The 22,692-nt window shown below is 40.6% G+C and carries 23 protein-coding genes; 13 read left to right on the top strand and 10 right to left on the bottom strand.

The features are described 5' to 3' along the window. Positions 1 to 5 precede the first annotated feature (5 nt). Together GSQ74_RS03840 and GSQ74_RS22850 are read left to right on the top strand one after the other, a co-directional pair. A complete protein-coding gene (locus tag GSQ74_RS03840) occupies positions 6 to 1,706 on the top strand; it encodes a M3 family oligoendopeptidase (RefSeq protein ID WP_158990248.1) in 1,701 nt (566 codons plus the stop codon). A gap of 90 nt (positions 1,707 to 1,796) precedes the next feature. After that, the gene (locus tag GSQ74_RS22850) at positions 1,797 to 1,919 is read left to right on the top strand and encodes a hypothetical protein (RefSeq protein WP_256366256.1); all 123 of its coding nucleotides are present in this window, start codon (positions 1,797 to 1,799) and stop codon (positions 1,917 to 1,919) included. A gap of 153 nt (positions 1,920 to 2,072) precedes the next feature. Here GSQ74_RS22850 and GSQ74_RS03835 read toward each other — a convergent pair whose 3' ends face one another. Further along, positions 2,073 to 2,732: a phosphatase PAP2 family protein gene (locus GSQ74_RS03835; protein WP_158990246.1), complete on the bottom strand. Its 660-nt coding sequence runs from the start codon at positions 2,730 to 2,732 to the stop codon at positions 2,073 to 2,075. 80 nt (positions 2,733 to 2,812) lie between these two features. Between GSQ74_RS03835 and GSQ74_RS03830 the strand changes: the two genes are divergently transcribed. Both GSQ74_RS03830 and GSQ74_RS03825 read left to right on the top strand, forming a co-directional pair. Then, a complete protein-coding gene (locus GSQ74_RS03830; protein ID WP_158990243.1) occupies positions 2,813 to 4,708 on the top strand; it encodes an amino acid permease in 1,896 nt (631 codons plus the stop codon). After that, positions 4,705 to 4,959, top strand: a complete 255-nt coding sequence (locus GSQ74_RS03825; RefSeq protein WP_158990241.1) for a SemiSWEET transporter — start codon at positions 4,705 to 4,707, stop codon at positions 4,957 to 4,959. The genes GSQ74_RS03830 and GSQ74_RS03825 overlap by 4 nt, the downstream gene beginning before the upstream one ends. A gap of 236 nt (positions 4,960 to 5,195) precedes the next feature. On the opposite strand, the gene GSQ74_RS03820 is transcribed toward GSQ74_RS03825, so the two are convergent. Together GSQ74_RS03820 and GSQ74_RS03815 are read right to left on the bottom strand one after the other, a co-directional pair. Then, entirely contained in the window at positions 5,196 to 5,996 is an 801-nt protein-coding gene (locus GSQ74_RS03820; protein WP_158990239.1) for a phosphatase PAP2 family protein, read from the bottom strand. Positions 5,997 to 6,087: 91 nt separating this feature from the next. Next, positions 6,088 to 8,031, bottom strand: a complete 1,944-nt coding sequence (locus GSQ74_RS03815) for a KUP/HAK/KT family potassium transporter (protein WP_158990237.1) — start codon at positions 8,029 to 8,031, stop codon at positions 6,088 to 6,090. Between the two features lie 189 nt (positions 8,032 to 8,220). Here GSQ74_RS03815 and GSQ74_RS03810 point away from each other — a divergent pair, with 189 nt between their 5' ends. The 9 genes from GSQ74_RS03810 to GSQ74_RS03770 all read left to right on the top strand — a co-directional run bounded on the left by GSQ74_RS03810 (position 8,221) and on the right by GSQ74_RS03770 (position 15,722). Beyond that, positions 8,221 to 8,718, top strand: a complete 498-nt coding sequence (locus tag GSQ74_RS03810) for a T9SS type A sorting domain-containing protein (protein WP_158990235.1) — start codon at positions 8,221 to 8,223, stop codon at positions 8,716 to 8,718. A 146-nt stretch (positions 8,719 to 8,864) separates the two neighbouring features. Continuing rightward, the gene (locus GSQ74_RS03805) at positions 8,865 to 9,476 is read left to right on the top strand and encodes a fumarylacetoacetate hydrolase family protein (RefSeq protein WP_158990233.1); all 612 of its coding nucleotides are present in this window, start codon (positions 8,865 to 8,867) and stop codon (positions 9,474 to 9,476) included. A 2-nt stretch (positions 9,477 to 9,478) separates the two neighbouring features. Beyond that, positions 9,479 to 11,203 carry a M23 family metallopeptidase gene (locus GSQ74_RS03800; RefSeq protein WP_158990231.1) on the top strand — a complete coding sequence of 575 codons (1,725 nt, stop codon included), beginning with the start codon at positions 9,479 to 9,481 and terminating at the stop codon, positions 11,201 to 11,203. A 2-nt stretch (positions 11,204 to 11,205) separates the two neighbouring features. Continuing rightward, positions 11,206 to 11,664 carry a thioredoxin-dependent thiol peroxidase gene (bcp, locus tag GSQ74_RS03795; RefSeq protein ID WP_158990229.1) on the top strand — a complete coding sequence of 153 codons (459 nt, stop codon included), beginning with the start codon at positions 11,206 to 11,208 and terminating at the stop codon, positions 11,662 to 11,664. A 28-nt stretch (positions 11,665 to 11,692) separates the two neighbouring features. After that, the gene (locus GSQ74_RS03790; RefSeq protein ID WP_158990227.1) at positions 11,693 to 12,016 is read left to right on the top strand and encodes a hypothetical protein; all 324 of its coding nucleotides are present in this window, start codon (positions 11,693 to 11,695) and stop codon (positions 12,014 to 12,016) included. 237 nt (positions 12,017 to 12,253) lie between these two features. Beyond that, entirely contained in the window at positions 12,254 to 12,811 is a 558-nt protein-coding gene (locus tag GSQ74_RS03785) for an RNA polymerase sigma factor (RefSeq protein WP_158990225.1), read from the top strand. Positions 12,812 to 12,861: 50 nt separating this feature from the next. Further along, positions 12,862 to 13,764 carry a hypothetical protein gene (locus GSQ74_RS03780; protein WP_158990223.1) on the top strand — a complete coding sequence of 301 codons (903 nt, stop codon included), beginning with the start codon at positions 12,862 to 12,864 and terminating at the stop codon, positions 13,762 to 13,764. Between the two features lie 2 nt (positions 13,765 to 13,766). After that, positions 13,767 to 14,258 (top strand): hypothetical protein, encoded by a 492-nt coding sequence (locus GSQ74_RS03775; protein ID WP_158990221.1) that lies wholly within the window; start codon positions 13,767 to 13,769, stop codon positions 14,256 to 14,258. Positions 14,259 to 14,534: 276 nt separating this feature from the next. Then, positions 14,535 to 15,722, top strand: a complete 1,188-nt coding sequence (locus GSQ74_RS03770) for an aspartate aminotransferase family protein (protein ID WP_158990219.1) — start codon at positions 14,535 to 14,537, stop codon at positions 15,720 to 15,722. Here the strand turns inward: GSQ74_RS03770 and mtgA are convergent. From mtgA to GSQ74_RS03735, 7 genes are all read right to left on the bottom strand, one after another. Then, the gene (mtgA, locus tag GSQ74_RS03765) at positions 15,719 to 16,399 is read right to left on the bottom strand and encodes a monofunctional biosynthetic peptidoglycan transglycosylase (RefSeq protein ID WP_158990217.1); all 681 of its coding nucleotides are present in this window, start codon (positions 16,397 to 16,399) and stop codon (positions 15,719 to 15,721) included. The genes GSQ74_RS03770 and mtgA overlap by 4 nt on opposite strands. A 219-nt stretch (positions 16,400 to 16,618) precedes the next feature. Then, positions 16,619 to 17,227, bottom strand: a complete 609-nt coding sequence (locus tag GSQ74_RS03760) for a YdeI family protein (RefSeq protein WP_158990215.1) — start codon at positions 17,225 to 17,227, stop codon at positions 16,619 to 16,621. Between the two features lie 257 nt (positions 17,228 to 17,484). Next, a complete protein-coding gene (locus GSQ74_RS03755) occupies positions 17,485 to 18,294 on the bottom strand; it encodes an energy transducer TonB (protein WP_158990213.1) in 810 nt (269 codons plus the stop codon). 84 nt (positions 18,295 to 18,378) lie between these two features. Further along, the gene (locus GSQ74_RS03750; RefSeq protein WP_158990212.1) at positions 18,379 to 18,777 is read right to left on the bottom strand and encodes a biopolymer transporter ExbD; all 399 of its coding nucleotides are present in this window, start codon (positions 18,775 to 18,777) and stop codon (positions 18,379 to 18,381) included. Next, positions 18,774 to 19,484, bottom strand: coding sequence for a MotA/TolQ/ExbB proton channel family protein (locus GSQ74_RS03745; protein WP_158990210.1), 711 nt, complete (start codon positions 19,482 to 19,484; stop codon positions 18,774 to 18,776). The genes GSQ74_RS03750 and GSQ74_RS03745 overlap by 4 nt, the downstream gene beginning before the upstream one ends. Next, the gene (locus GSQ74_RS03740) at positions 19,481 to 20,599 is read right to left on the bottom strand and encodes a hypothetical protein (RefSeq protein WP_158990208.1); all 1,119 of its coding nucleotides are present in this window, start codon (positions 20,597 to 20,599) and stop codon (positions 19,481 to 19,483) included. The genes GSQ74_RS03745 and GSQ74_RS03740 overlap by 4 nt, the downstream gene beginning before the upstream one ends. A 250-nt stretch (positions 20,600 to 20,849) precedes the next feature. After that, on the bottom strand, positions 20,850 to 22,685 hold the full coding sequence (locus GSQ74_RS03735; RefSeq protein WP_158990206.1) for a hypothetical protein: 1,836 nt from the start codon (positions 22,683 to 22,685) through the stop codon (positions 20,850 to 20,852). Positions 22,686 to 22,692: the final 7 nt, after the last annotated feature.

Here is a 22,692-nt window from a genome sequence, read left to right as displayed (position 1 = left end):
AAACCATGATCCACAAAAAAACAAGAACATATATACCTGCCGACCTTGAAATGAACTGGGAAGCACTAGAACCACTTTTTAAAGAACTTTGCGATCGCCTTATTGATTCTGCTGAAGAATTAGAAAATTGGTTAAAAGACCGCAGCGAGTTAGAAGCTGCTATTGAAGAAGATTTTGCCTGGCGCTACATCCGCATGACTTGCGATACCACTAACGAAGAACTGCTGGGAAAATTCCAATATTTCGCTACCGAGATCGAGCCAAAGATTGCGCCTTATAGTAATGATCTGAATAAAAAGTTGGTTAGCAGTCAATATCTTGATGCGCTTGACAAAGAAAAATTCTTCATCTACCTGCGTGGCGTAAAAAAATCGTTAGAACTATTCAGGGAAGAAAATATCCCTATTCAAACGGAGATTCAGGTTGAACAACAGAAATACCAGGGCATCAGCGGTGCGCTATCGGTACATATTGACGATAAGGAATATACTTTAGAGCAGGCTGCCGTATTTTTAAAAGGCACCGATCGTGCTAAAAGACAGGAAGTTTGGGAAAAGATAACTTTTCGTCGCTTGCAGGATAAAGATAAGTTGAATGAGTTATTTGATCACCTGCGCGAGTTAAGACATAAAGTGGCCTTGAATGCAGGTTTTGAAAATTTCAGGGATTACATGTTCCAGGCTTTGGGCAGGTTTGATTATACCCCGCAGGATTGCTATGCTTTTCACGAAGCGATTGAAAAAGAAATTGTACCGATATTAAGAGAGCAAGCCAACAAACGTAAAGCCGCTTTAAGTTTAGATTCGTTAAGGCCGTGGGATATGGATGTTGACGTATCGGGCAAACCTGCTTTAAAACCTTTTGATGGTGGAGCAGAGCTGATCGAGAAATCAATCCAATGTTTCCGGAATATCAACAGCTATTTAGGCGAGCGCCTGGAAATCATGAAAGATAACGGCTTGTTTGATGTGGAGAGTCGCAAAGGCAAAGCTCCGGGTGGTTATAATTACCCATTGTCTGAAACTGGCGCTCCTTTCATTTTCATGAACTCAGCTAATACTTTCCGTGATCTGACTACGATGGTTCACGAAGGTGGCCACGCGGTTCATACCTTTTTAACTGCTGATCTTGAACTGAACGATTTTAAACATTGCCCATCCGAAGTAGCGGAATTAGCGTCCATGAGCATGGAGCTGATCTCGATGGATAACTGGAATGTTTATTTCGATAACGAAGAAGATTTAAAACGCGCCAAACGCGATCAACTTTTTGATGTATTAAAAACATTGCCATGGGTAGCCGTGGTTGATCAGTTTCAACATTGGATATATACCAACCCGGGCCATACTGATGCTGAACGTACCGAAGCTTGGATACAGATTTATGAGCCATTCGGCGCAGGCTTTGCAGATTGGAGCGGTTTAGAAGAAGCTGAAGCTAATCTTTGGCAAAAACAACTGCATATTTTCGAGGTGCCGTTTTATTACATCGAGTACGGCATGGCTCAATTAGGCGCTATCGCGGTTTGGAAAAACTACAAGGAAAACCCTGAAAAAGGTTTACAACAATATATGGATGCCTTAAAATTAGGTTATACCAAAACCATTAAAGAAATTTACGAAACCGCGGGTATCAAATTTGATTTCAGCGCAAGCTATGTTAAAGAACTGGCTGAGTTTGTAAAAGGCGAAATGGATAAATTATAGATTAATACACCTCCCCATCGGGGGAGGTGTATTAATCTTTGGCTAAATAGATTAAAACATAATTTCACTTTATTAGGTAGTATAATTATAATGGGATCATTCGGAATATCACAAGTTCTAATCTATATTGGCGGCACCATAATTATGGTGGTTACCATATATATGGCCATTAGCCGCAAAAAGAAGTATGATGATGAGGATATAACTGATTAACGATCTACTCCCCTTTTTGTCATTCTGAGGAACGAAGAATCTTCTGCAGCATACATAGTTCGCTATGCATATCGAAGAAGATTCTTCGTTCCTCAGAATGACAAAAAATTTTAAGACTTAGTTTTGAAAACTTCGTAAGTCTACTTATATAGATTAACCTTTATTTATCAATCCCCTATTCCATTTAGCTGATCTTAAAAACTGCACATTAGCCAGCCACGTTATTAAACACACGGTTGTTATTGTACCAATTACTGATCCTGCTGTAACATCTTCAAAAAAATGTTCGCTTAAGTACATGCGTGAGTAACCTACGCACATCGCCAAGATCAATAGCGGTAACCCCCAAAATTTATTTTTTGCCCAGTAAGAGAACAATACCGCGGTTGTAAATGCGCTTACCGTATGGCCTGATGGGAAACTATGCAACCTCAACATTTCAACCCCTTTTACAAAATGAATATGTGCCAATTGGTTCTGGAAATATAATGTCGGCCGTGGAGAATCAAAAATATGCTTTACTATTTGAGCAACAATTGCTGTTACCGCATTTATTAATATCAACATAAAAGCCCTCGCGTAGCTAAACATTACTAATATCAGCGATAAAACTACTACCGTCCAAAAGTTACCCAGGTCTGTTAAATATGGCGCGATAAAATCGCCTAAAGGAAAATTACGGCTATTCACCGCAAAGTATATTTGCTCGCGCGAAAACAGGATCTTTATTAACAAACACAGCATTAACACTAGCAAATAAGGAACAAAAAACACCCTTATTTTAAACAATACATCTTTTATGCTTATATTCATGGGTGCAAATTAAGCATATACTTATTGCCTGCAAAAAAATGATTATGTTTGAATCCATTGACCGACCCCATATTTAATTTATGTCGAATAGTATATTCCGTAAAAAATCTATCAATAAAATCATGGCCGATGTGGCCAGCGGCCTTAGCGACAGCGAACATTCAGGCAATCACCTTACCAGAGCACTTAACGTAAAAGACCTTACCCTGATGGGTATAGCGGCCGTAGTAGGCGCGGGTATTTTCTCAACCATTGGCGAAGCCTCCTTTCAGGGTGGGCCAGGTGTTACCATATTATTTGTGATTACAGCCGTTACCTGCGGGTTTTCAGCACTTTGCTATGCCGAATTCGCATCGAGAATACCGGTTGCGGGCAGCGCTTATACTTACGCTTATGCTTCTTTTGGCGAATTGATCGCCTGGATCATCGGTTGGGATCTGTTAATGGAATATGCCATTGGTAACATAGCGGTAGCTATATCATGGAGTACCTATTTTGTGAATTTACTGGAGCTTTGTCATATCCATATGCCAAGGTACCTGATAATGGATTACTTTTCCGCATTTACAGCGCACGAGCAAATACAAAAATTAACGGCAAGCCATAATTTAGCAGGGATTACCGACGCTATTAAAGAAGGTGCATTAGCCTGGGATTCCGCGCCGGGGATTGGCGGCTTTAGGTTAATAGCAAATACCCCTGCGCTGCTTATTGTTATCATTATTACCTACCTGGTTTATATTGGTATACGTGAAACTAAAAGAGCAACCAACGGTATGGTAATATTAAAAATAGCCATTGTATTAGCTGTTATCGCTATTGGATTTTTCTATATAACGCCTGCCAACTGGCACCCTTTTATGCCGAATGGTTTTAGTGGTGTTATGAAAGGGGTTTCGGGTGTGTTCTTCGCTTATATTGGGTTCGATGCCATATCTACCACGGCAGAGGAATGCGAAAACCCGCAGCGGGATTTACCTCGCGGGATGATCTACTCATTAATTATCTGTACGGTATTATATATACTTATTGCACTTGTATTAACCGGCATGGTTAATTACAAAGACCTTGCCGTTGGCGACCCATTGGCATTTGTATTTAACAAAGTTCATTTACCCGGTATTGGCGGTGTTATTTCATTTAGCGCGGTTATAGCAACCGCGAGTGTATTATTGATATTCCAACTTGGGCAACCCCGTATATGGATGAGCATGAGCCGTGATGGTTTGTTGCCAAAGGTATTTTCACGCATCCACCCTAAATTCCACACACCATCATTTGCTACTATTGTTACCGGTTTTGTGGTTGCGATACCGGCGTTGTTTATGAACCTTACCGAGGTAACCGACCTTACCAGTATAGGCACCTTGTTTGCATTCGTATTGGTTTGCGGCGGTGTACTGCTTATCCCGCGCGAAGCCGCGGTAGCAGGCAAATTCCACCTGCCATACATCAATGCCAAATTTATAGCCCCGGTACTATTTATTATTGGCGCTATATTTTTCTGGAAACCGATGATCGCTTTATTTTCAGGAGAGAACGCGCATGAGAATTTCCCGTTCTTTCTGTTTATTATCCTGTCGGCTGCACTTACGGTAATGGCATTTATTAAAAACTTATCGTTAATACCTGTTTTAGGACTTTTAAGCTGTTTTTATTTAATGACACAGCTTGGTTACGATAACTGGATACGTTTCCTTGGATGGCTGGTTATTGGCCTTGTGATATACGTTAGCTATGGCTACACACACAGCTCATTAGGCAAAACAGCTTCGCCTGCACATAAATCGTCATTATGGTTTGGTTTGGTTGGGGGTATATTATCTGTTATAGCCGTTAGTGTTTTAATGCCCGATCATAGCGCGTTAGTTTTAATATTAGATGGAATTGTAGCAGGATGCTTAGGCTTTTTGGCAGTGTATCTAATCGTATCATCTTACTTCCTGGTAACAAAAAAGGGTAAGCCCACCACATGAATACAGTAGCGATAATAGGTTATTTAGCAGCCTTCGGCACCACGGTTTCGTTTTTACCGCAGGCTGTTAAAACTATTCGTACTAAAGATACTTCGGGTATATCATTACCCATGTATTGCTTCTTTACCGCCGGGACTTTGTTATGGTTGATCTATGGTATAATGGAGCCCAGCTTACCGGTGGCTGTAGCTAATGCCATAACACTTATCTTTGCTAGTGCGATCCTTATCTACAAAATAAAATATAAGTAATTGTATTTCTGATAAATCCTAATGTCATTTCGACGAGGAACGAGAAGAAGCTGCCTTTTAAGCATGTGTGCTCGTAAGATTTAAAAAGGATGTCATTCTGAGCATAGCGAAGAATCTGTAAGTGGGTTTACGCGTGTACAGATGCTTCGTACCCCAGCATGACAAATCATTTTTTATTCATTAGGAAAGAAGCACTGCTTATCGAAATGACACCGTTATTTGAAAACTATTTATTTTTAAAACTGCGCGGCGAACGAAAGACCTGGCGTACCGTTTTGATAGGTAGGCATAACCATAGTGCTTTTGCCATTTTTGCCTTTATGTGTTAGCGCATTACGCAGGTATGGGTATACCAGGTAAGCAGCTTTGGTTGATAACACACCAAACCCGGCACCGGCAACCACATCGCTAAACCAATGATCGCGGTTATAGAGCCGGAAGATACCAGTGGTAACAGCTACGCTATAACCGATTACAGTATATACCGGTGATTTATCAGAGTATTCCTGCGCTAAAAATTCAGCACCCATAAAAGCTATGGAGGTATGCCCGGATGGGAAAGACAGGTAATCACTTTTATTTGGACGAAGGCGGTGGGTTGTATATTTGGTAATATAACCGGTTAAACCTAATATACCGCCGGATAAGCCAAGCAATGCTGTACGGTCTATAAACGTATTCTTACCTTCAACCCCGATCAGATCAAGACCGTAAACCATTACAATTGGCGTTACTAAAAAATAGCTTTCTGCTTTTGAGCTGAAGGTTGGATTTGTTTTCTGGATCTCTCCCTCAACATAATAATCTACACGGCGTATAGGGTGAATAAAGAATGATGATACGCCATATACAATAGCTATGCCCGGCGGAATAAGTGACAGCGGATTACTATGCAATTTCTTAACCGTATCGGGAGCTGTGAAAAGATCTTTCTTAACGGTATCAGCAATATTTTTTTTGGCGGTGTCGGGTGTTGAAACCTGGGCACTTGCCTCAAACGAAACAAAACAAAATAAGGCGAGTAGTATCTTTTTCAAGGTAGCGTATAGATTATAATTACTAATATCCAACTACAATCTGTAGCAAATCTGAATTTGTTAACATTAATTTAACACCGACGATATTAAATTACTTAATTCTATCAAGTTCAACGGTTTCCGGAGCGGCAAGCATCAGCGGTACTTTTTCAACAGTAACAAAGCTTAAATCCAAACCGAAGCCACGTTCTTCAGATAAACTGACCTTTTTGAGGTATACATAATAGGCCATAATGAAACGTTCGTAAAGCGACAGGTTATGCGATCTGGAGATCACTTTTTCGATCACCACAAAACGAAAATCGCCAACTATTTTATGTTTGTTAAGGGATGTGTATTTGCTGGTAATATCAACCTCGCCATTTTTCACCAATTCTTCAACCACTTTCCTAAATAGCAGGTTTATTTGCTGCTCAACCCTAAACCCAAGTTTAAAGTCGATCCGGATCAGCTTATTCGGCACTAAAAAATCAACCTCATACTCGCGTTTATAAGGTTCATCAACCACATCAACGTGTACCAGCCAATAAACATCGGCACGTTTGGGTTGTTTTTGGAGGATGGAGTAGATGATCTTCGATTCAATTTCCGAATCAAAGTTAGCGCTGGTTAAATAAACCAGCTGCGATGCGTATTTAGGTACGCTTTCATCATCGCTTAATTCTTTTATAATACTGAAATAATCTTCTATCTCAATAAACTTAACGTAACGGTTACGGATCTTGCGCGCGGTATGCCATGTCCACATTACCGAGAAAAGCACTGTACCAACACTCAGCGTAAACCAGCCGCCATGGATAAATTTAACCAGGTTACCTGATAAGAATGTAGTTTCGATAATCAGGTAAACAACAAGGAAAATAGTGATAATATAATCCGGATACTTTTTCTTTTTAAGAAACTTAGATACTAATATGGTAGTCATCAACATGGCTACGGTAATACTTAAACCGTAAGCGGCGGTCATGGCATCAGATGTTTTGAATAGCAATACCACACCAATACAACCGGCACAAAGCAACCAGTTAACGCTCGGCACATATAACTGGCCTTTTTGTTCCGATGGATAATTTATCTTCACCTTTGGCCATAAATTAAGCCTTACAGCTTCGGCTATCAGCGTAAATGAGCCGGATATTAACGCCTGGCTGGCAATAATAGTAGCAACGGTGGCAATACCAATACCGAATATCAGGAACCATTGCGGCATAATGGCGTAAAATGGATTAAACTTATCCATATCAATTACTTTACCGTTGTGCTGCATCAGCCATACGGTTTGGCCTAAATAATTTAATATAAGGCAGGTTTTTACGTAAATCCAACTGATTCGGATATTTGATCGCCCGCAATGGCCTAAATCAGAATATAAAGCCTCGGCACCTGTTGTACACAGGAAAACCGCCCCTAAAATGATGAATGCATGAGGGTCAGTAACTAATAGCTTGATGCCATAATATGGATTCAACGCTTTAAACACTGTAGGATCCTGTATAATAAATGCCAGGCCTAAAACGCCCATCATACTAAACCAGATAAACATAATTGGCCCGAAAGCCTTACCTACCAGCGATGTACCAAACTGCTGTATAAAAAACAACGCGGTAATTATTACAATAACAATTGACATGGTAGGTATATGCGGGTAAATGGGCTTTAACCCTTCAATTGCTGATGAGATGGAGATTGGCGGTGTAATGATCCCATCGGCCAAAAGCGCGCAGCCGCCAACTACTGCCGGTATTACCAGCCATCGCGCCCTCCGCCTAACCAGGGAAAACAAAGAGAATATGCCACCTTCGCCTTTATTATCCGCCTGTAAGGTTATTACAACATATTTTAAGGTGGTTTGGAGGGTTAACGTCCAAATGATAAGGGAAACACCACCCAGTGCCAGCGTATCCGTAATAGTTTGGTGACCAACAATAGCCTTAAAAACATATAAAGGTGAAGTCCCTATATCGCCATAAATTATTCCTAAACTAATTAATAAGCCCCCGAAAGTTAATTTTTGTAGATCTTTATGATTTGACACTGATATGTTTTTAAAAATGCAAAAATATTATTTTTTTTCACTAACACCCTTTTTGATTGCATTTGCGTATAACTTAATAACATTTACGAAACACATGTGTGTTAAATTTTGTTAAAAAAGAAATTTTGCGCATTTGTTTATAAAATCATGCGCGCTTTATTTATACTTTTGCAGCAATAATAATAAAGGATGAGGCGAATTTATACTAAATACTATTCATGGAAAATATGCATCGCAATGGCGGTGTTCATGAATTTCGCCCTGGCTTATGGTAGGCCAGTTATTAAAGATACCATTTATCTGCACAGTAAAAAAGTCAAAGCTAAGCAATCATACCTTAAAAATGGGTTGCCATTCTCATTGCCTCCTGTTAAGCCCGGCGTTACTTCCTATGTTAAATTCACAGTTAATCATCAGGATGATAAGCTATTAAGCGACGTAGAAGTATACCCAAACCCTGCTACCGACCAGATCAATTTAAAATACGTAGTATCCAGAAACACCAACGTAAGCATTAAAATAATGGATGTTTTGGGTAACGATCTGCTTAATGTGTTTCAGCAAAGGGTTGATCTTGGCGAACAAAAGTTTTCGTACTCCATCAGCAACAAATTGAGCCGCGGCTTTTATTTTGTTAAGATAGTAGCCGGTACCGAGTCGGTTATTAAGCGTATATCTATTTTATAAGCCCCACCTAATCCTCCCCGGTAGGGAGGACCTCAAAAAATCAATCAATATTAATAGTCAATGATTAGTCAATTGCCAACATAACTATTTTTAAAAAAGTCTCCCCTACAGGGGGAGATTTAGAGGTGGCTTATTACCTTTACGGCATGAAAATCATCGCTATTGGCCGCAATTACGCGGAGCATGCAAAAGAACTGAATAACCCTGTACCTACCATCCCAGTTATTTTTATGAAACCGGATACCGCGCTTATAAAAGATAACAAGCCTTTTTACCACCCTGAATTTTCGCAGGATGTACATCACGAGATAGAACTGGTATTGAAAGTTTGTAAAGAAGGCAAACATATCAGCGAGAAATTTGCCGGAAATTATTTTGATGAGATCGGCCTCGGTATTGATTTTACCGCACGCGACATCCAAAATAAGCATAAAGAAAAAGGGCTGCCCTGGGAACTGGCCAAGTCATTCGATGGCTCTGCTCCTGTCAGCACATTTATACCCAAAGCAGATTTTGAAGATTTGTACAATATTGATTTCAAACTGGATATAAACGGCGAAACCCGGCAAATTGGCAATACTAAGGATCTGATCTTTTCTTTTGAGCGCATCATAGCCTTTGTATCGCAATATATTACCTTAAAAAAAGGCGACCTGATTTTTACCGGCACGCCCGAAGGTGTAAGCAAGATTAGCGTTGGCGACCATCTGGAAGGTTATCTTTCAGGCAATAAATTACTTAACTTTTATGTTAAGTAAGCATGTTTAAAAAGTTACTGGCGTGTACCCTACTAGTTATTAGTTTTGGATTCACTGCTTTTGCACAGGACATTGTGCAAACCCGCCAATACCCAAAAGATTATTTTCGTTACCCGCTTGATTTGCCGCCGAGTACGGCTGGCTCATTCGGCGAGCTAAGGCCAAACCACTTCCATGCAGGGCTCGATTTCAGGACCAACCAGCGCGATGGCTACCCTGTACACGCGGCAGCCGACGGATTTGTATCGCGCTTAAAAGTGCAGTTTGGTGGCTTTGGTAATGCGGTATATATTACGCATCCCAACGGTTTTACCACCGTGTACGGCCACCTGCAAAGTTTCAGCCCTGAACTGGCTAAACTGGTGCACGATTATCAAATTCAACAAAAAAACGATTTGGTAGATTTTAACCTGCTGCCCATGCAGGTACCTGTGACTAAAGGACAGGTGATCGCCTTATCTGGCCATACTGGTGCCGTAGCCGGGCCACATGTGCATTTTGAAATACGTGATACCCAAACCGAGCAAACTATTAACCCGCAATTATTTGGTTTAACTGTGCGTGATGATATTCCGCCTGTATTAGGCACTGCCTGTGTTTATCGTTTTAACGATGGACCATTTAACGAAAAAACTCAGCGCCAGCTTTTGGGTGTGGTGGGTGCTTCGGGGCATTACCGTTTGGCTAATCCGGCTGTTATTGATGTAAGCGGCAATACTGGTTTTGGTATTACGGCTTATGACATGAACAATACTTCGGCTAACCATAATGGTGTTTATTCCATCGAACTTAAGGTAGATGGCAAAACGGTATTTACCTTCTCTGTCGAACGTTTCGCTTTTGATCAAACACATGCCATAAACGCGTTGATTGATTACCCTGAATTTTTAGAATCAGGCCGTTTTATTCAAAAATGCTTTGTGCTGCCGGGAAGCAAGATCACACTTTATCCGCAATCCATCAACCGCGGTGTGGTTACTTTTAGCGACGATTCACTGCATGATGTGCAATATGTAGTCAGGGATATAGCGGGTAATACATCAACCCTCAACCTAAAAGTAAGATCGCACAGCAAAACCATACATACTGTTGAGTTATTTAAAATGCTGGGGACATTTTTCCCTTACGACAAAGACAATCAGTTTAGCAACGATAAGGTTAAAATTAATATACCGGTGGGCAATTTGTATGATAGCATGAATTTCACCTTTACCGATCTTCCTAAAAGGCCGGGCGCATATTCGGATACCTACCAGTTAGGCGACCGCTTCGACCCGATAAATGACACTTACGACCTTTGGATAAAGCCCGACAGCACGGCACCCGGCTGGCGTGCCGATAAAGCCGTTATTGTAAATGTGGATGGCGACTGTATCGTAGGTAATTATGAAGATGGTTATGTAAAAGCTAAAGCAAAAGGCTTTGGCAGTTATTATGTGAAGTTAGATACCGAAGCGCCATACATCCATCCAATAAATATTACCGATGGCGCTAATATGGCCGCTAAACACGCTATTTTTGTTAAGATAGGTGATAATCTATCGGGCGTTAAAAACTATTATGGCTATATCGACGGGCAATGGGTGTTAATGCATTGGGATTTTAAAACCAAGGTATTAAGTTATACTTTTGATGATACCATAGCACACGGCAAACATACTTTTAAGTTAGATGTTACTGATCAGAAAGATAATACAGCTACATTTAAAGCAGATTTTTACAAATAACCATGGCAACACTTAAAGCAGGCGACAAAGCCCCGGATTTCACCTCGAAAGATCAAAACGGCGAAGAAGTTTCATTGGCAAACTTTAAAGGCAAAACCGTGATATTATATTTCTACCCAAAAGATGACACCCCGGGTTGTACTGCCGAGGCTTGCGATTTCAGGGATAATTATCAGTCGTTAATTGGTAAAGGATATGAGGTGATCGGCGTTAGTACCGATGACTCCAAATCGCACAAAAAGTTTGAAACCAAATACAGTCTGCCTTTCCCGCTTATTGCAGATGAGGACAAAAGCATTAACGAAGCTTATGGCGTTTGGGCAGAGAAAAACAATTACGGCAAAAAATATATGGGTACCGTCCGTACTACCTTTATTATTGATGCTGATGGTATTATAAAGCAGGTTATTGAGAAGGTAGATACTAAGAATGCATCGCAGCAGGTGCTGGATTTGGTATAGATATATGAAGCTTTATACACGACCCTATATGGGTAAAACGTATTATAAAGTTGTTATCCGCTTTTTTATAATTGCGGTGGCTTTTATGGCTATTATGGGGATTTATTTTACTAAGAAAGAGAAGAAAGAGAGCTTATCCTATGAATTTAATGGCAAAGTCGATAGTGTTTCTTATGACGTGAAAGGTGAAGCTACGGTCTACATTGATACAAGCTATTACTTAGGTGATCCCAATTGGGATTTCGATCACAACAGGATTCAAAAAGGAGATTCTATGATCAAGGAAAAAAACTCAATGATTATTAAACTTATAAAACCTAACGGTAAGGTCATTATCGAGGGAGAAAATTAAAATGGTTAAAGACTTAGTTTTTAAAACTTCGTAAGCCTGACAGGGCTATTCTTTCCCCTTGTCATTCAGCTTGTGGTCGGTGTTTTCACCGCACCACTATATATAATCACAAAAGTAATATGCACTATATTCGTGTAATATAAAATAATACTTATTTTCGTGCGAATAGTTTGAGTATCAGGCTGACCTCTATAAATAAAATGGCTTGATACTTTTTTTAATACATAAATTAAATATATGTCGGTACAGGTTGTTGAGGATGCGGAGATTTTAAGCAAGTTTCAGGATGAGAAAACCCGGAACGAGGCTTTTAACCTGCTGCTGAAGAAATACCAGCAAAAGATTTACTGGCACATCCGCCGTATGGTGATAGATCATGATGATGCCGATGATATTGCACAGGATGTATTTGTGAAGGTTTGGAAAAACCTGCCAACTTTTCGTGCTGATGCGCAATTGTATACCTGGATGTACCGCATCGCCACTAATGAATGCATTACTTTCCTGAACAAGAAAAAAGCGAAAAATAATGTTTCTCTGGATGATGTGGACTCTACGCTTGGCGATACTTTAGCGGCATCAAGTTATTTTGATGGCGATAAGGCACAACGCAGATTACAGGAAGCACTACTTACCCTACCCGATAAACAACGCCTGGTATTTAATATGAAGTATTATGAGGATATGAAGTATGAGGAAATATCTGATGTTGTGGGAACAAGTGTAGGTGCGTTAAAGGCATCCTTTCACCTCGCGGTGAAAAAAATAGAGGCGTTTTTATTATCAAAAGATTAATTTAAAAAAGTGATTAAACCTTTTCATCTAAATTTCATCAAACACTCGATATGAAAAGCGAAAGTGGAAATAGAGAATGGCTGGATGAATTCATGTCACTTAAACTGGTTAATCCCCTGAACCCGTTTACTGTGCCACCAGGCTATTTTGATGAATCGGAACAACAGATCATCTCGGCAATTAAGCTGGATGAGCTAAAATCCGGTAAGGGGTTAACTGTGCCTGAAAATTACTTTGACGAGTTAAGCAATAATATACAAAGCCGCATCAATTTAGAGGAATTAAAATCCAAAGAGGACTTTACCGTACCTCAAAATTATTTTGATGAATTAAGCAGCAATATACAAAGCCGTATTAATTTGGAGGAGCTTAGGTCGGAGAATGAATTTACAGTGCCTCAAGATTACTTCGACGAATTAAGCAGTAACATACAAAGCAGGATAAATATTGAGGCTTACGTAAATAATGATGCCCACGGCCATGCAGTGCCCGAAGATTATTTTAACACCTTTGAGCAACAAATAAACGCACGCGTCCTGATTGAAGAAACCGTTGGCGAGGAAACCTTTAGCGTACCTGCCGATTATTTTGATAAGCTTAACAATGCTATATTAAACAAAACGGTTAACCAGGAGATAGTTAAGCGCAAAGGAATAGTTAGAAGAATGTATGCTACCAATACATTCAAATACGCGGCTGCAGCTTGTTTTGCAGTGTTTGTAGGCACCGGCTTGTTACTAACCCGGTTTTCAACGCCTACGAATGATCATAACAATTCGTTTTTACATAAGCAATTGTCTACCGTTTCAACAAGCGATATTCAAAGTTATTTGCAGGATGATGTTGACGCGAATGATACACAACATACCGTTATTGATGAAAATACACCGGTTAACACTAACAGTTTAACCAACGCATTACAGGGTAACGCTGATGATGATACCAACAACTAATAATGACTAAATTAGCAAAGCATATATTTTTTCTTTTCTTCGTACTATGCGTTGGTAATGCGTTTGGACAGAGGGGGCCGTATAGGATGGGGCCTCCAAGACCCTCCTATTATAATAGGCCACCCAATAACCAAAACCCGGAACGACGGGTAGAGAATGTTAAAGTAAATTATTTACGTACAAGGCTAAATTTACCATCTGATCAAGCTTCTAAATTTTTTCCCTTATATCAGGAATATCAGCAGGAACTTTTTAATGTCAGAAAATTAAAAAGGCAAAATAATTTAAATGCTGCTGATGGCCAGGAGCAGGTGAATAAAGAATTGATGTACGAGAACGAGATCGTTCAGATCAAAATAAAATTCAATAACGCTTTTCTTAAAGTGCTCACACCTGATAAAGTTAGCGAGCTATACAAAAGCGAGCGCGAGTTTAATGACGAGCTGGTAAGGCAATTATCAGAGCGTAATAATCGTCCCGGCCCTCCTCAATAGGCCCTCTTATTTTAACGTTAATACGCTATTAGCAGCTGTTTAAAATGATAAAACCATTGTCATTGTTCTAAGGACGAAGCGATCGCATCTCCGCCATGTCATTGCGAGCGGGCCCATGAAGAGCCTGTGTAGCGAAGCAAACTCGTCGCGTTCAACTGCATGATACGAGTTTGCTTCGTCGTTCCTCCTCGCAATGACATGGTATTTTTGTGTTTATATAAACAACATGGAATCGTTTTTAGACAGCTTCTTAGGATTTTGGCTTACTTTTGTGCCATGCCAACATTACGCCAACTTTTTTTAGCCAACAATGCCCAAACTACTGATTTTCCGCTCCTGCTTGAATTTGAACGAGCGGAAGGTATCTACTTGTACAATAGCGAGGGAAAGGCCTATATCGACCTTATTTCGGGTATTGGCGTAAGCAACCTGGGGCACAGCAATCCTAAAGTTATAGCGGCGATAAAACAACAGGTTGATAAATACATGCACCTGATGGTTTATGGCGAGTATGTGCAAACCCCGCAGGTTAAATTTGCTGAAAAGCTAATATCCATCTTCCCAAAAAATCTGCAATCTGTATACTTTACCAACTCGGGCACTGAGGCTGTTGAAGGGGCTTTAAAATTGGCTAAACGCTATACAGGCAGGCAGCAAATCATCGCTTGTCATAACTCCTATCATGGCAGTACGCATGGCGCTTTAAGCGTTATGGGTAACGAGGAATATAAACAAGCTTATCGCCCCTTATTACCGGGCGTTAACTTCATCCGGTTTAACAATACTGACGATCTGAGTCAGATCACCGAAGAAACTGCCTGCGTTATTATAGAAACGGTACAGGGCGAAGCAGGTATACGTGTGCCTGATATTGCCTATATCCAAGCCCTTCGTGCTAAATGTACCGAAACAGGTACTTTATTAATATTAGATGAGATACAAGCCGCTTTTGGCCGTACAGGCAAGTTATTTGGCTTTGAGCATTTTGGCATAGTGCCTGATATATTATTACTTGCCAAGGCGCTTGGCGGCGGCATGCCTGTGGGCGCTTTCGCGGCATCGCATACAATTATGTCGGCATTAAAGGAAAATCCGATCCTGGGGCATATAACTACCTTTGGCGGGCACCCGGTATGCTGCGCGGCAGGCTTAGCTGCGCTGGAGGTTTTGTTAGATGAAAAACTTTGCGATCAGGTGGCGGAAAAAGAAGCGCTTATCAGGTCGTTATTAGTTCATCCATCTATCAAACAAATTCGCGGCAAAGGGTTGATGCTGGCCGCTGAATTGGAAAACTTCGATCTAAACAAAAAAATAATTGACCGTTGTATCGAGAACGGTGTAATTGTAGACTGGTTTTTACATTGCAGCAATGCCATGCGCATTGCGCCACCTTTGATCATTACGCATGACGAGATCAGGAAAGCCTGTGAAGTGATATTGGAAGCTGTAGAATTCTATAGTTAAAAATCCAGCGGGCCTAGCCTGCGCATATTTTTCAAGATTAAATATTGCCTGTGATGTACATAACTGCTCGGGTTTGTCGGCGACCATTTTAACGGGTCGGGGAATATGGAGGCAATTGCCGCGGCCTCGTGCTTATCTAAATCCTTAGCATCTTTATGGTAGTAGGTTTGCGCGGCCGCCTCTACACCGTATACGCCATCACCCATTTCTATCTCGTTCAGGTAAACCTCCATAATGCGTTTTTTGCTCCAGAACAGTTCCTCCAAAATAGTAAAATAGGCCTCGAAGCCTTTACGGATATACGATCTGCCCGGCCACAGGAAAACATTTTTTGCTGTTTGTTGCGATATGGTACTCCCACCAATCAATTTGTGGCTGTGGCTATTTTTATCGATAGCTTTCTCCATCGCCTTAAAATCGAACCCAAAGTGATCCAGGAAACGCTGGTCTTCGGCAGCAACGGCGGCACGTTTCATTGGGTCGGAAATATCATCGAAATTCACCCATTTTTTGTCTATTTTCCAATCTTTACCGTCTGATTTGCGCTCAAAACCACGCTCAATCATCAATAAAGTAACCGGAGGGTTAACAAAGCGGTATAATAGCACCCAAAAAATAGTGATACCGAAGTAAAAAATAACGAAAAGCTTAAGAAAACGGAGGATAAGTTTTAGCATATCGCGTGCAAAAATAAGAGTATTTGGTATGCGGTATGTTTGATTTTAGAATTATTTTTTTGTGGCGATATAGAAATAGAGCGTCATTGCGAGGAACGAAGCAATCTCTACGTAGGCAAGGCGATTAGAAAGGTATGAACCTGCAAAGCGACTCTGTAAAGTATAGAGATTGCTTCGTACCTCGCAATGACGATAGGTTTATCATTCTTAGTTTCCGAGCTATTTATACTTCCACATTCGTGATTTACCTTCGATTAACCAATCAATGGTAGTATCTAATCGTTTTTGTCGGGTAGCATCAGTTTTGGCTTCAATTATCCATTCCAGATATTCTTTTTTATGCGAATAGCTGAATTTTTCAAACGTTTCTTTGGCTTTAGGATGCTCATTCAGTAATGCTTCAAAATAATCAGGAACAACAAGTTCTTTCTTTTCGACAGTTGCTTTTTTAACAACCGGAGCTTTCTTTCCTGATTCGTTGTTTTGTATTGCCTGCAATACAAAATGGATGATGGTTTCATCAGAGGGAAGATCGTCAATTGTATTTATCCGTCCGAAGCTACCTGCAGCGGCCTCCCCTATTTTTAACAAGCCTTGTGGGTCGTCCAGTAATGATGCTTTCCAAAAACCAAATGCGCAATGCTGTTTAAAAGCGGCCATCTGGCAAATTGATCCTTTATATTCAAAAAAGGGCATGCCCCATTTTATAGTTTCTGTAATTAATGGCGAAGACGAGTGCACCACCTCGCGAATGTGATTAAGTATGGGTTTTGCAAATGGCGCGGCTTTTTGGATATAGTCGTGTACATCCACATTATATTGTTCCATAATTAAAGTTAGCGTTTTTTGAGAAAAAATAGACGATCAAAAAGATTGTCATTGTGAGGACATGGTGGAGATGAAAGTCGTAGAAGATTTCTCTCTACGTTTGAAATGACAATTTGGAAGGAGAATCAAGAGGTTTGGCGGCGATTGACTCACCCGACTACGCTTCGCTGGCCGACCTCTCTTCGCCTGCGGCGGAAAGAGGTGAAAAACACTTTTCTCATTGCTGTGAGGAACGAAACAATGACTGGAGGATTAATCTAGTTCACTTTGAACACAAATACTACAGTGCCTTGCTGGGTATCAGGCGCGGTTTCAACTGCGTTAATTTTGGCGCTTCTAACAGCGTTCTCGCACTTTTGTATCAGGTCATAATCTGTCATGGTAGTACCGCGGCCAGATTCAGCATAAATAACGTTACCGTTTTTATCTACATGTATATCAATAACAATCTTTCCGGTTCTCCGCTTTTCATCAGTAACTACCGGGCGGGTAACAAAGCTACGTTGTCCAAGGCTAAGGTTACCACCATTGCCTGATCCTGTGCCATTGTAGTTGTTGGTTAGCGTGCTGCCTGTAGGCTTACCCTGGTTACCGGGAGTATTGGTAGTACCATCGCCAGAGCCGGTACCGTTGTTGGTTTTACCTTTGTAAAGCGCGTTTTGGTTAACCACAGGTTTGGCTACTGTTTTAGTTGCCTGCGTTGCTACGGTATTGCTAGGCTTTTTACTATTTGTAGTTACCGCGGGGGCATCCTCGTTATTTTGGGTGACTATCTTTTTGTCGCTGTTATCAACCTGTGTTTTTTGCTCGGTAGGTGGCGCAGGGGTTGCTTTGGTTGGCAGGGTATGATTGGCCTTTTCGGCTACCGAGGGTTGATCTACACTCATGTAATCGTCTCCCATACCGGCATCTGTTGTACCATAGTTAACCAGGATGCCGCCTGTGCCTTCATCGGGCTTTGGCGGCGGGGTGAATACCATAAAATAACACATAGCCATTAGTGCCGCCAGGATAATGCCTGTTGCTAAAAATGCTTTGGGATAGTTATTTTCTTCTCTGTACTCCATGTTGGTATCAAGTAGCTAGTATCAAGTAGCTAGTACAGTAGCCTTTTGTCTTGCTACTTGATACTAATTACTTGATACTAAACTCTATTTCGGTTCTGTTGCCAGTACCAGTTTTATATTCATTTTTTGTGCCACGTCCATTACCTGCACCGCGTTTTGTATGGCTACTGTTTTATCAACGTATAACACAATGGTTAAATCAGCATCAGGTGTTTTAAATGCTGATATTGCGGATTGCAGGTCATCAACGCTTACTTGCTTTTTGTCAACATAGTATTTCAGATCGCCGGTAATAGACACATTAATGGTCTTTTTAGATTCCGACTGGCTTGTTGACGATTTTGGCAGCGTTAATTTAATAACGTTAGGATTGGTTATTGTTGACGCGATAAGGAAAAACAACAGCAGGAAGAACATAATATCGTTCATCGCTGAGGTTTGTACTTCGGCAGCAATCCTTTTTTTCCTGTTACTTAAATTCATTTGCTTGGCTCCTCTAACAGGTCAATAAATTCAATGGCGTCAGTCTCTAATTTTAATATTACCTTATCAACCATCATATTTAAAATGTGGTAGAATATATAGGCAACCATCCCCACAAACAAACCTGCGGCAGCTGTTACCATCTTCACATACAAACCACCGGATATAACACCAATACTCAGATTACCTGATTGCGCGATGTCATAAAATATTTTAATTACACCATAAATAGTACCCAAAAAGCCGAACATTGGGGCAATACCTGCAATAATACCCAGGATACCGATATTCTTATCAAGCTTGGCAACTTCCAGTTTGCCTATATTTTCAATAGCGCCTTCAATATCTTTTATCGGCCGGCCTATCCTTAACAAACCCTTTTGCAACATACGGCCAAGCGGCGAGTTACTGTTTTTGCAGATAGCAACAGCTGATTGTAAATTACCGGTAAGTATGCTCGAACGTACCTGCATTAACAGGTTAGCATCACTTTTTGAAGCTTTGCGGATGGTGAAATATCGTTCAAAAAATATAACCAAACCTAAAATGGCCAAAAGACCAATCGGTATCATGATGACGCCACCCTTAACCAATAAATCGCCGAAACGAAGGGTATCACCCGTTGTGGCCCCGCCGGTTTGTGAAAGATTCTTTACTGTGTCTGCTATCTTGTGCGCGGTATCTGTTACCTGTAGTAATAAACTCATTTTTTGGGATTATAGGGTTGTATGCTTATCTCACTAATTTTTCCGGTCTTTTGTATGGCATGCATAGCATTTATTGCATCATCAGTTGTAAAATACGTACCTAATGTTACTTTGAATAATCTACCGGGGGCATTTTTAACTATCCTGGCTTCAAAACCAAGTCTTTTATAATTTCTAATCGTTCTGTTGGCTTCTGCAATGGTTTGGAACGCACCGCCTAATAATTCATACCTAACTCTGGAAAAAGTATCAATTGGCGCTGCTGTAATAACCGGAGCTGCTGTATTAACGTTCATCGGTTTTGCCGTAGTATCAGCTATTACTTTTTTTGTACTGCTAGCAGTCGAATCCGCTTTAATAACCGGGGTTATTGTTTTTGTGGTGTCGTGTTTTACCGGTGTTTTTAATATGATTGGTGCAGGTTGTTGGATTCCAATTAGCCTGTTATATACAGCCGGGTTAAATTTATACAATGAAAATACACCGATTATTCCTAATAGAACAACTGCCGTTATGGTTATCCATATCCAGTTATTGTTTTTTTCTTCTACTTCTTCGTCTGAATATCCTCTGCCACTAAATATAAACTCTTCTTCCTGCGAAACCGATGGCTCTATGGTTTGCTCCTGTACAGGAGGTGTGCCTATTGAAACAATCGGTTCAGGGCGTGGCATTTCTTTTTCCAGTTGTTCATGGAATGAGGTACCGTCCAATTTGCTGATTTCAACCGGTTGATAGCCATAATATGCGGGATCAATGGGTAAAACTTCGGCAGGTTTAAAATGCAACCTGGTATCCTCAAAATGGAGCGTACCTAAATCAGCCAGAGGTACTTCCTTAACCATGGCCTCCTGCCTTAAATTATCAATAAATTTAGCGGTGAAGTATTTTGATGATGCCAGCGAAATTCTCTTTTTATCGGCTATATATTGCAACAGCACCCTATCATCATCGTATTGCTGGTCGAATTGTATTTTACTAGTGGGCGGATAGAATTTATTTTGCGTGTTATCATAATAGCCATCAACTTTTAACTGCACAAAATAACCAAGGCCGGGTACATTTACCTCGCCATTTTGCATTAACAGTTCGCTTAAATAATAGGCTACATCCATTTTGCTAAAAGTAAACTTAATTATAAAATTTACAAAGTTTGTTTAAAATGATAAAAACCATGTCATTGCGAGGTACGAAGCAATCGCGAACCTTGCATAGTTCGCCTTGCTTTCGTGCGATTGCCTCGTACCTCGCAATGACATGGTTTACATCTGCAGAGCCGGGGATTGCCACGTCGTTACACTCCTCGCAATGACGCTTTGTTTTTGTGCTTAGATAAAACAACATGGGCTCATTTTAAAACACTTTTTAAAAAGCAAAACCAACTCCACCGAATACATTAAATCCATAATCGGGGTAATATAGCCAGGTTGCATTTGAGCGATCAAGGATGTTATTTACTTTTACAAAAATGCTGATCTTATTGGTAGCCTTATAATTAACACCACCGCTTAAATCAACAAAAGAGCCAATTGTGGTTGGTGTAACCGTGCTTTTGGGTGTTAAAGCATCAGCATAAGGGATATCATAAGTTGTACCACGTAATAATAACGAACCTGTAATATCAACTTTACGGTTAATATGGATGGCGGTACCGGCGGTTAATTTAAACTTCGGTAAGTTCCAGGCTTGTACCTGTTGTGCCATCTGGTAATCTTTAAACTCTACACGGCCAAATACGTCCACATCGTCAGATGCTTTGTAGTCCAGCTCGCCGGTAAACCCGTTAACGCGCGAATCGCCGTTATCATAAACAACAGCAAACTTATTACCACCCGGGCCAAAATTGCTTACCATTAGCGGCATATACTTAACGCTGTTGCGGAAAATAAAGGCCTTAAAGCTAAGTCCCGGCGCTAATGTTCCTTTTAAACCAGCGCTCAGATCCAATTTGTCGACCGAATTTTTGATGTCGATATTTTGACCGATAAAAGGGTTAACGGTTGAAAAATCCAATAAGGTAGATTTATTTACATCGCCCTTGGCTTCAACAAATAAGCGTACATATTTTGGTATAACCTGTAACTCCAATTTTGCTGCCGGGAATATGTAGAAGTTGCTGCTAAAGCCAAACTGATCAACAATGTTAACACCTGCATCTATCTTATACATATCACCCTGAAATTTGATATATGGGTTTATACGCAACAAGCTATTGTTATAATTATACAGGCTATCTTTTTGGGTAGTGAGATCTAACGAACCGGCTACACCTGCATAAAATTGTTTAACGGTTTCATTTACAAAGCCTGATAATACCACATTACTTTCGCGGGCATCGTAAGCATCGCTATAGGTATAACCTTTAAGCTTTAGGGCGTAAGTAAAATCATTAGGTACATCAGCAAAGTTTTTTGCCAGGTCACCTTCGGCGCTTAGTATGCTGAAATGTTGTTTACCCGGGGTAATTTCAGTTGTTGGATCCGCCTGATCGTAACCATAAAAATAATTGCTATTATATTTATAGTCGATACGGCCGTTAAGCGAGTTGGTTGCTCCTACGCTTTTACCAAATATGCCAACCTCGTTAGTGCTTTCATTTTGTTTATTAAGGCTACCCTGCTCGGCAAGGTGCTTAAAATAACCACCTGCTTGTAGACCCTGATCAGGGCCGGTACTGAAATACCCTTCGCCGTAAGTGGTTTTCAAGTTCCCCAAACCAACCTGTATAAAGTTATTTGTTGGAATAGAATCCTGCTGGGCAGGCATTTTCATGGCATCTAACTGGCGGATGTCGCTATTTTGCTCCAATCTAATATCCAGCGGCGTATAAGTTAAAGGCGCTTTATAAGGTGTAGCATCTTCCAGATCAGGGTTACGCCTTATTTTTACCGCATCGGCCAAAACCGGTTTGTAATCGGTTGTAACTACAATCTCCTCCGACAGGCTATTGCTGTTTTTATTAGGATTATTACCTCCTGATTTTGCTGTATCCGCAGCTGAATTTGTTTTTGCTACGGCATCGCCAATTCTTTTCGCATCCGATTTTTGGGTAGATGCAGTTTTAACTGCTTTTTTTGCAGGCTTTTTAGCAACAGTTTTAGCAGCAGCTTTTTTAGTCTTGTGTTTGGTTTGCGCATTTGCCGGGGCAAAATACAGCAACGATATTAAGGTAAGCAGCGTATATATATAGCGTAATTTCATTACTTGT

Source organism: Mucilaginibacter sp. L196 (assembly GCF_009765905.1).
GTDB lineage: Bacteria > Bacteroidota > Bacteroidia > Sphingobacteriales > Sphingobacteriaceae > Mucilaginibacter.
The sequence above is the reverse complement of the archived record's forward strand: the minus strand, read 5'-3'. Positions and strand labels throughout refer to the sequence as shown.

What these genes read in the sequence shown, in the direction of transcription:
- GSQ74_RS03840 (WP_158990248.1), top strand. Translation starts at nt 6, where the DNA reads ATGATCCACAAAAAAACAAGAACATATATACCTGCCGACCTTGAAATG.
- GSQ74_RS22850 (WP_256366256.1), top strand. Translation starts at nt 1,797, where the DNA reads ATGGGATCATTCGGAATATCACAAGTTCTAATCTATATTGGCGGCACC.
- GSQ74_RS03835 (WP_158990246.1), bottom strand. Translation starts at nt 2,732, where the DNA reads ATGAATATAAGCATAAAAGATGTATTGTTTAAAATAAGGGTGTTTTTT.
- GSQ74_RS03830 (WP_158990243.1), top strand. Translation starts at nt 2,813, where the DNA reads ATGTCGAATAGTATATTCCGTAAAAAATCTATCAATAAAATCATGGCC.
- GSQ74_RS03825 (WP_158990241.1), top strand. Translation starts at nt 4,705, where the DNA reads ATGAATACAGTAGCGATAATAGGTTATTTAGCAGCCTTCGGCACCACG.
- GSQ74_RS03810 (WP_158990235.1), top strand. Translation starts at nt 8,221, where the DNA reads ATGAGGCGAATTTATACTAAATACTATTCATGGAAAATATGCATCGCA.
- GSQ74_RS03805 (WP_158990233.1), top strand. Translation starts at nt 8,865, where the DNA reads ATGAAAATCATCGCTATTGGCCGCAATTACGCGGAGCATGCAAAAGAA.
- GSQ74_RS03800 (WP_158990231.1), top strand. Translation starts at nt 9,479, where the DNA reads ATGTTTAAAAAGTTACTGGCGTGTACCCTACTAGTTATTAGTTTTGGA.
- bcp (WP_158990229.1), top strand. Translation starts at nt 11,206, where the DNA reads ATGGCAACACTTAAAGCAGGCGACAAAGCCCCGGATTTCACCTCGAAA.
- GSQ74_RS03790 (WP_158990227.1), top strand. Translation starts at nt 11,693, where the DNA reads ATGGGTAAAACGTATTATAAAGTTGTTATCCGCTTTTTTATAATTGCG.
- GSQ74_RS03785 (WP_158990225.1), top strand. Translation starts at nt 12,254, where the DNA reads ATGTCGGTACAGGTTGTTGAGGATGCGGAGATTTTAAGCAAGTTTCAG.
- GSQ74_RS03780 (WP_158990223.1), top strand. Translation starts at nt 12,862, where the DNA reads ATGAAAAGCGAAAGTGGAAATAGAGAATGGCTGGATGAATTCATGTCA.
- GSQ74_RS03775 (WP_158990221.1), top strand. Translation starts at nt 13,767, where the DNA reads ATGACTAAATTAGCAAAGCATATATTTTTTCTTTTCTTCGTACTATGC.
- GSQ74_RS03770 (WP_158990219.1), top strand. Translation starts at nt 14,535, where the DNA reads ATGCCAACATTACGCCAACTTTTTTTAGCCAACAATGCCCAAACTACT.
- mtgA (WP_158990217.1), bottom strand. Translation starts at nt 16,399, where the DNA reads ATGCTAAAACTTATCCTCCGTTTTCTTAAGCTTTTCGTTATTTTTTAC.
- GSQ74_RS03760 (WP_158990215.1), bottom strand. Translation starts at nt 17,227, where the DNA reads ATGGAACAATATAATGTGGATGTACACGACTATATCCAAAAAGCCGCG.
- GSQ74_RS03755 (WP_158990213.1), bottom strand. Translation starts at nt 18,294, where the DNA reads ATGGAGTACAGAGAAGAAAATAACTATCCCAAAGCATTTTTAGCAACA.
- GSQ74_RS03750 (WP_158990212.1), bottom strand. Translation starts at nt 18,777, where the DNA reads ATGAATTTAAGTAACAGGAAAAAAAGGATTGCTGCCGAAGTACAAACC.
- GSQ74_RS03745 (WP_158990210.1), bottom strand. Translation starts at nt 19,484, where the DNA reads ATGAGTTTATTACTACAGGTAACAGATACCGCGCACAAGATAGCAGAC.
- GSQ74_RS03740 (WP_158990208.1), bottom strand. Translation starts at nt 20,599, where the DNA reads ATGGATGTAGCCTATTATTTAAGCGAACTGTTAATGCAAAATGGCGAG.
- GSQ74_RS03735 (WP_158990206.1), bottom strand. Translation starts at nt 22,685, where the DNA reads ATGAAATTACGCTATATATATACGCTGCTTACCTTAATATCGTTGCTG.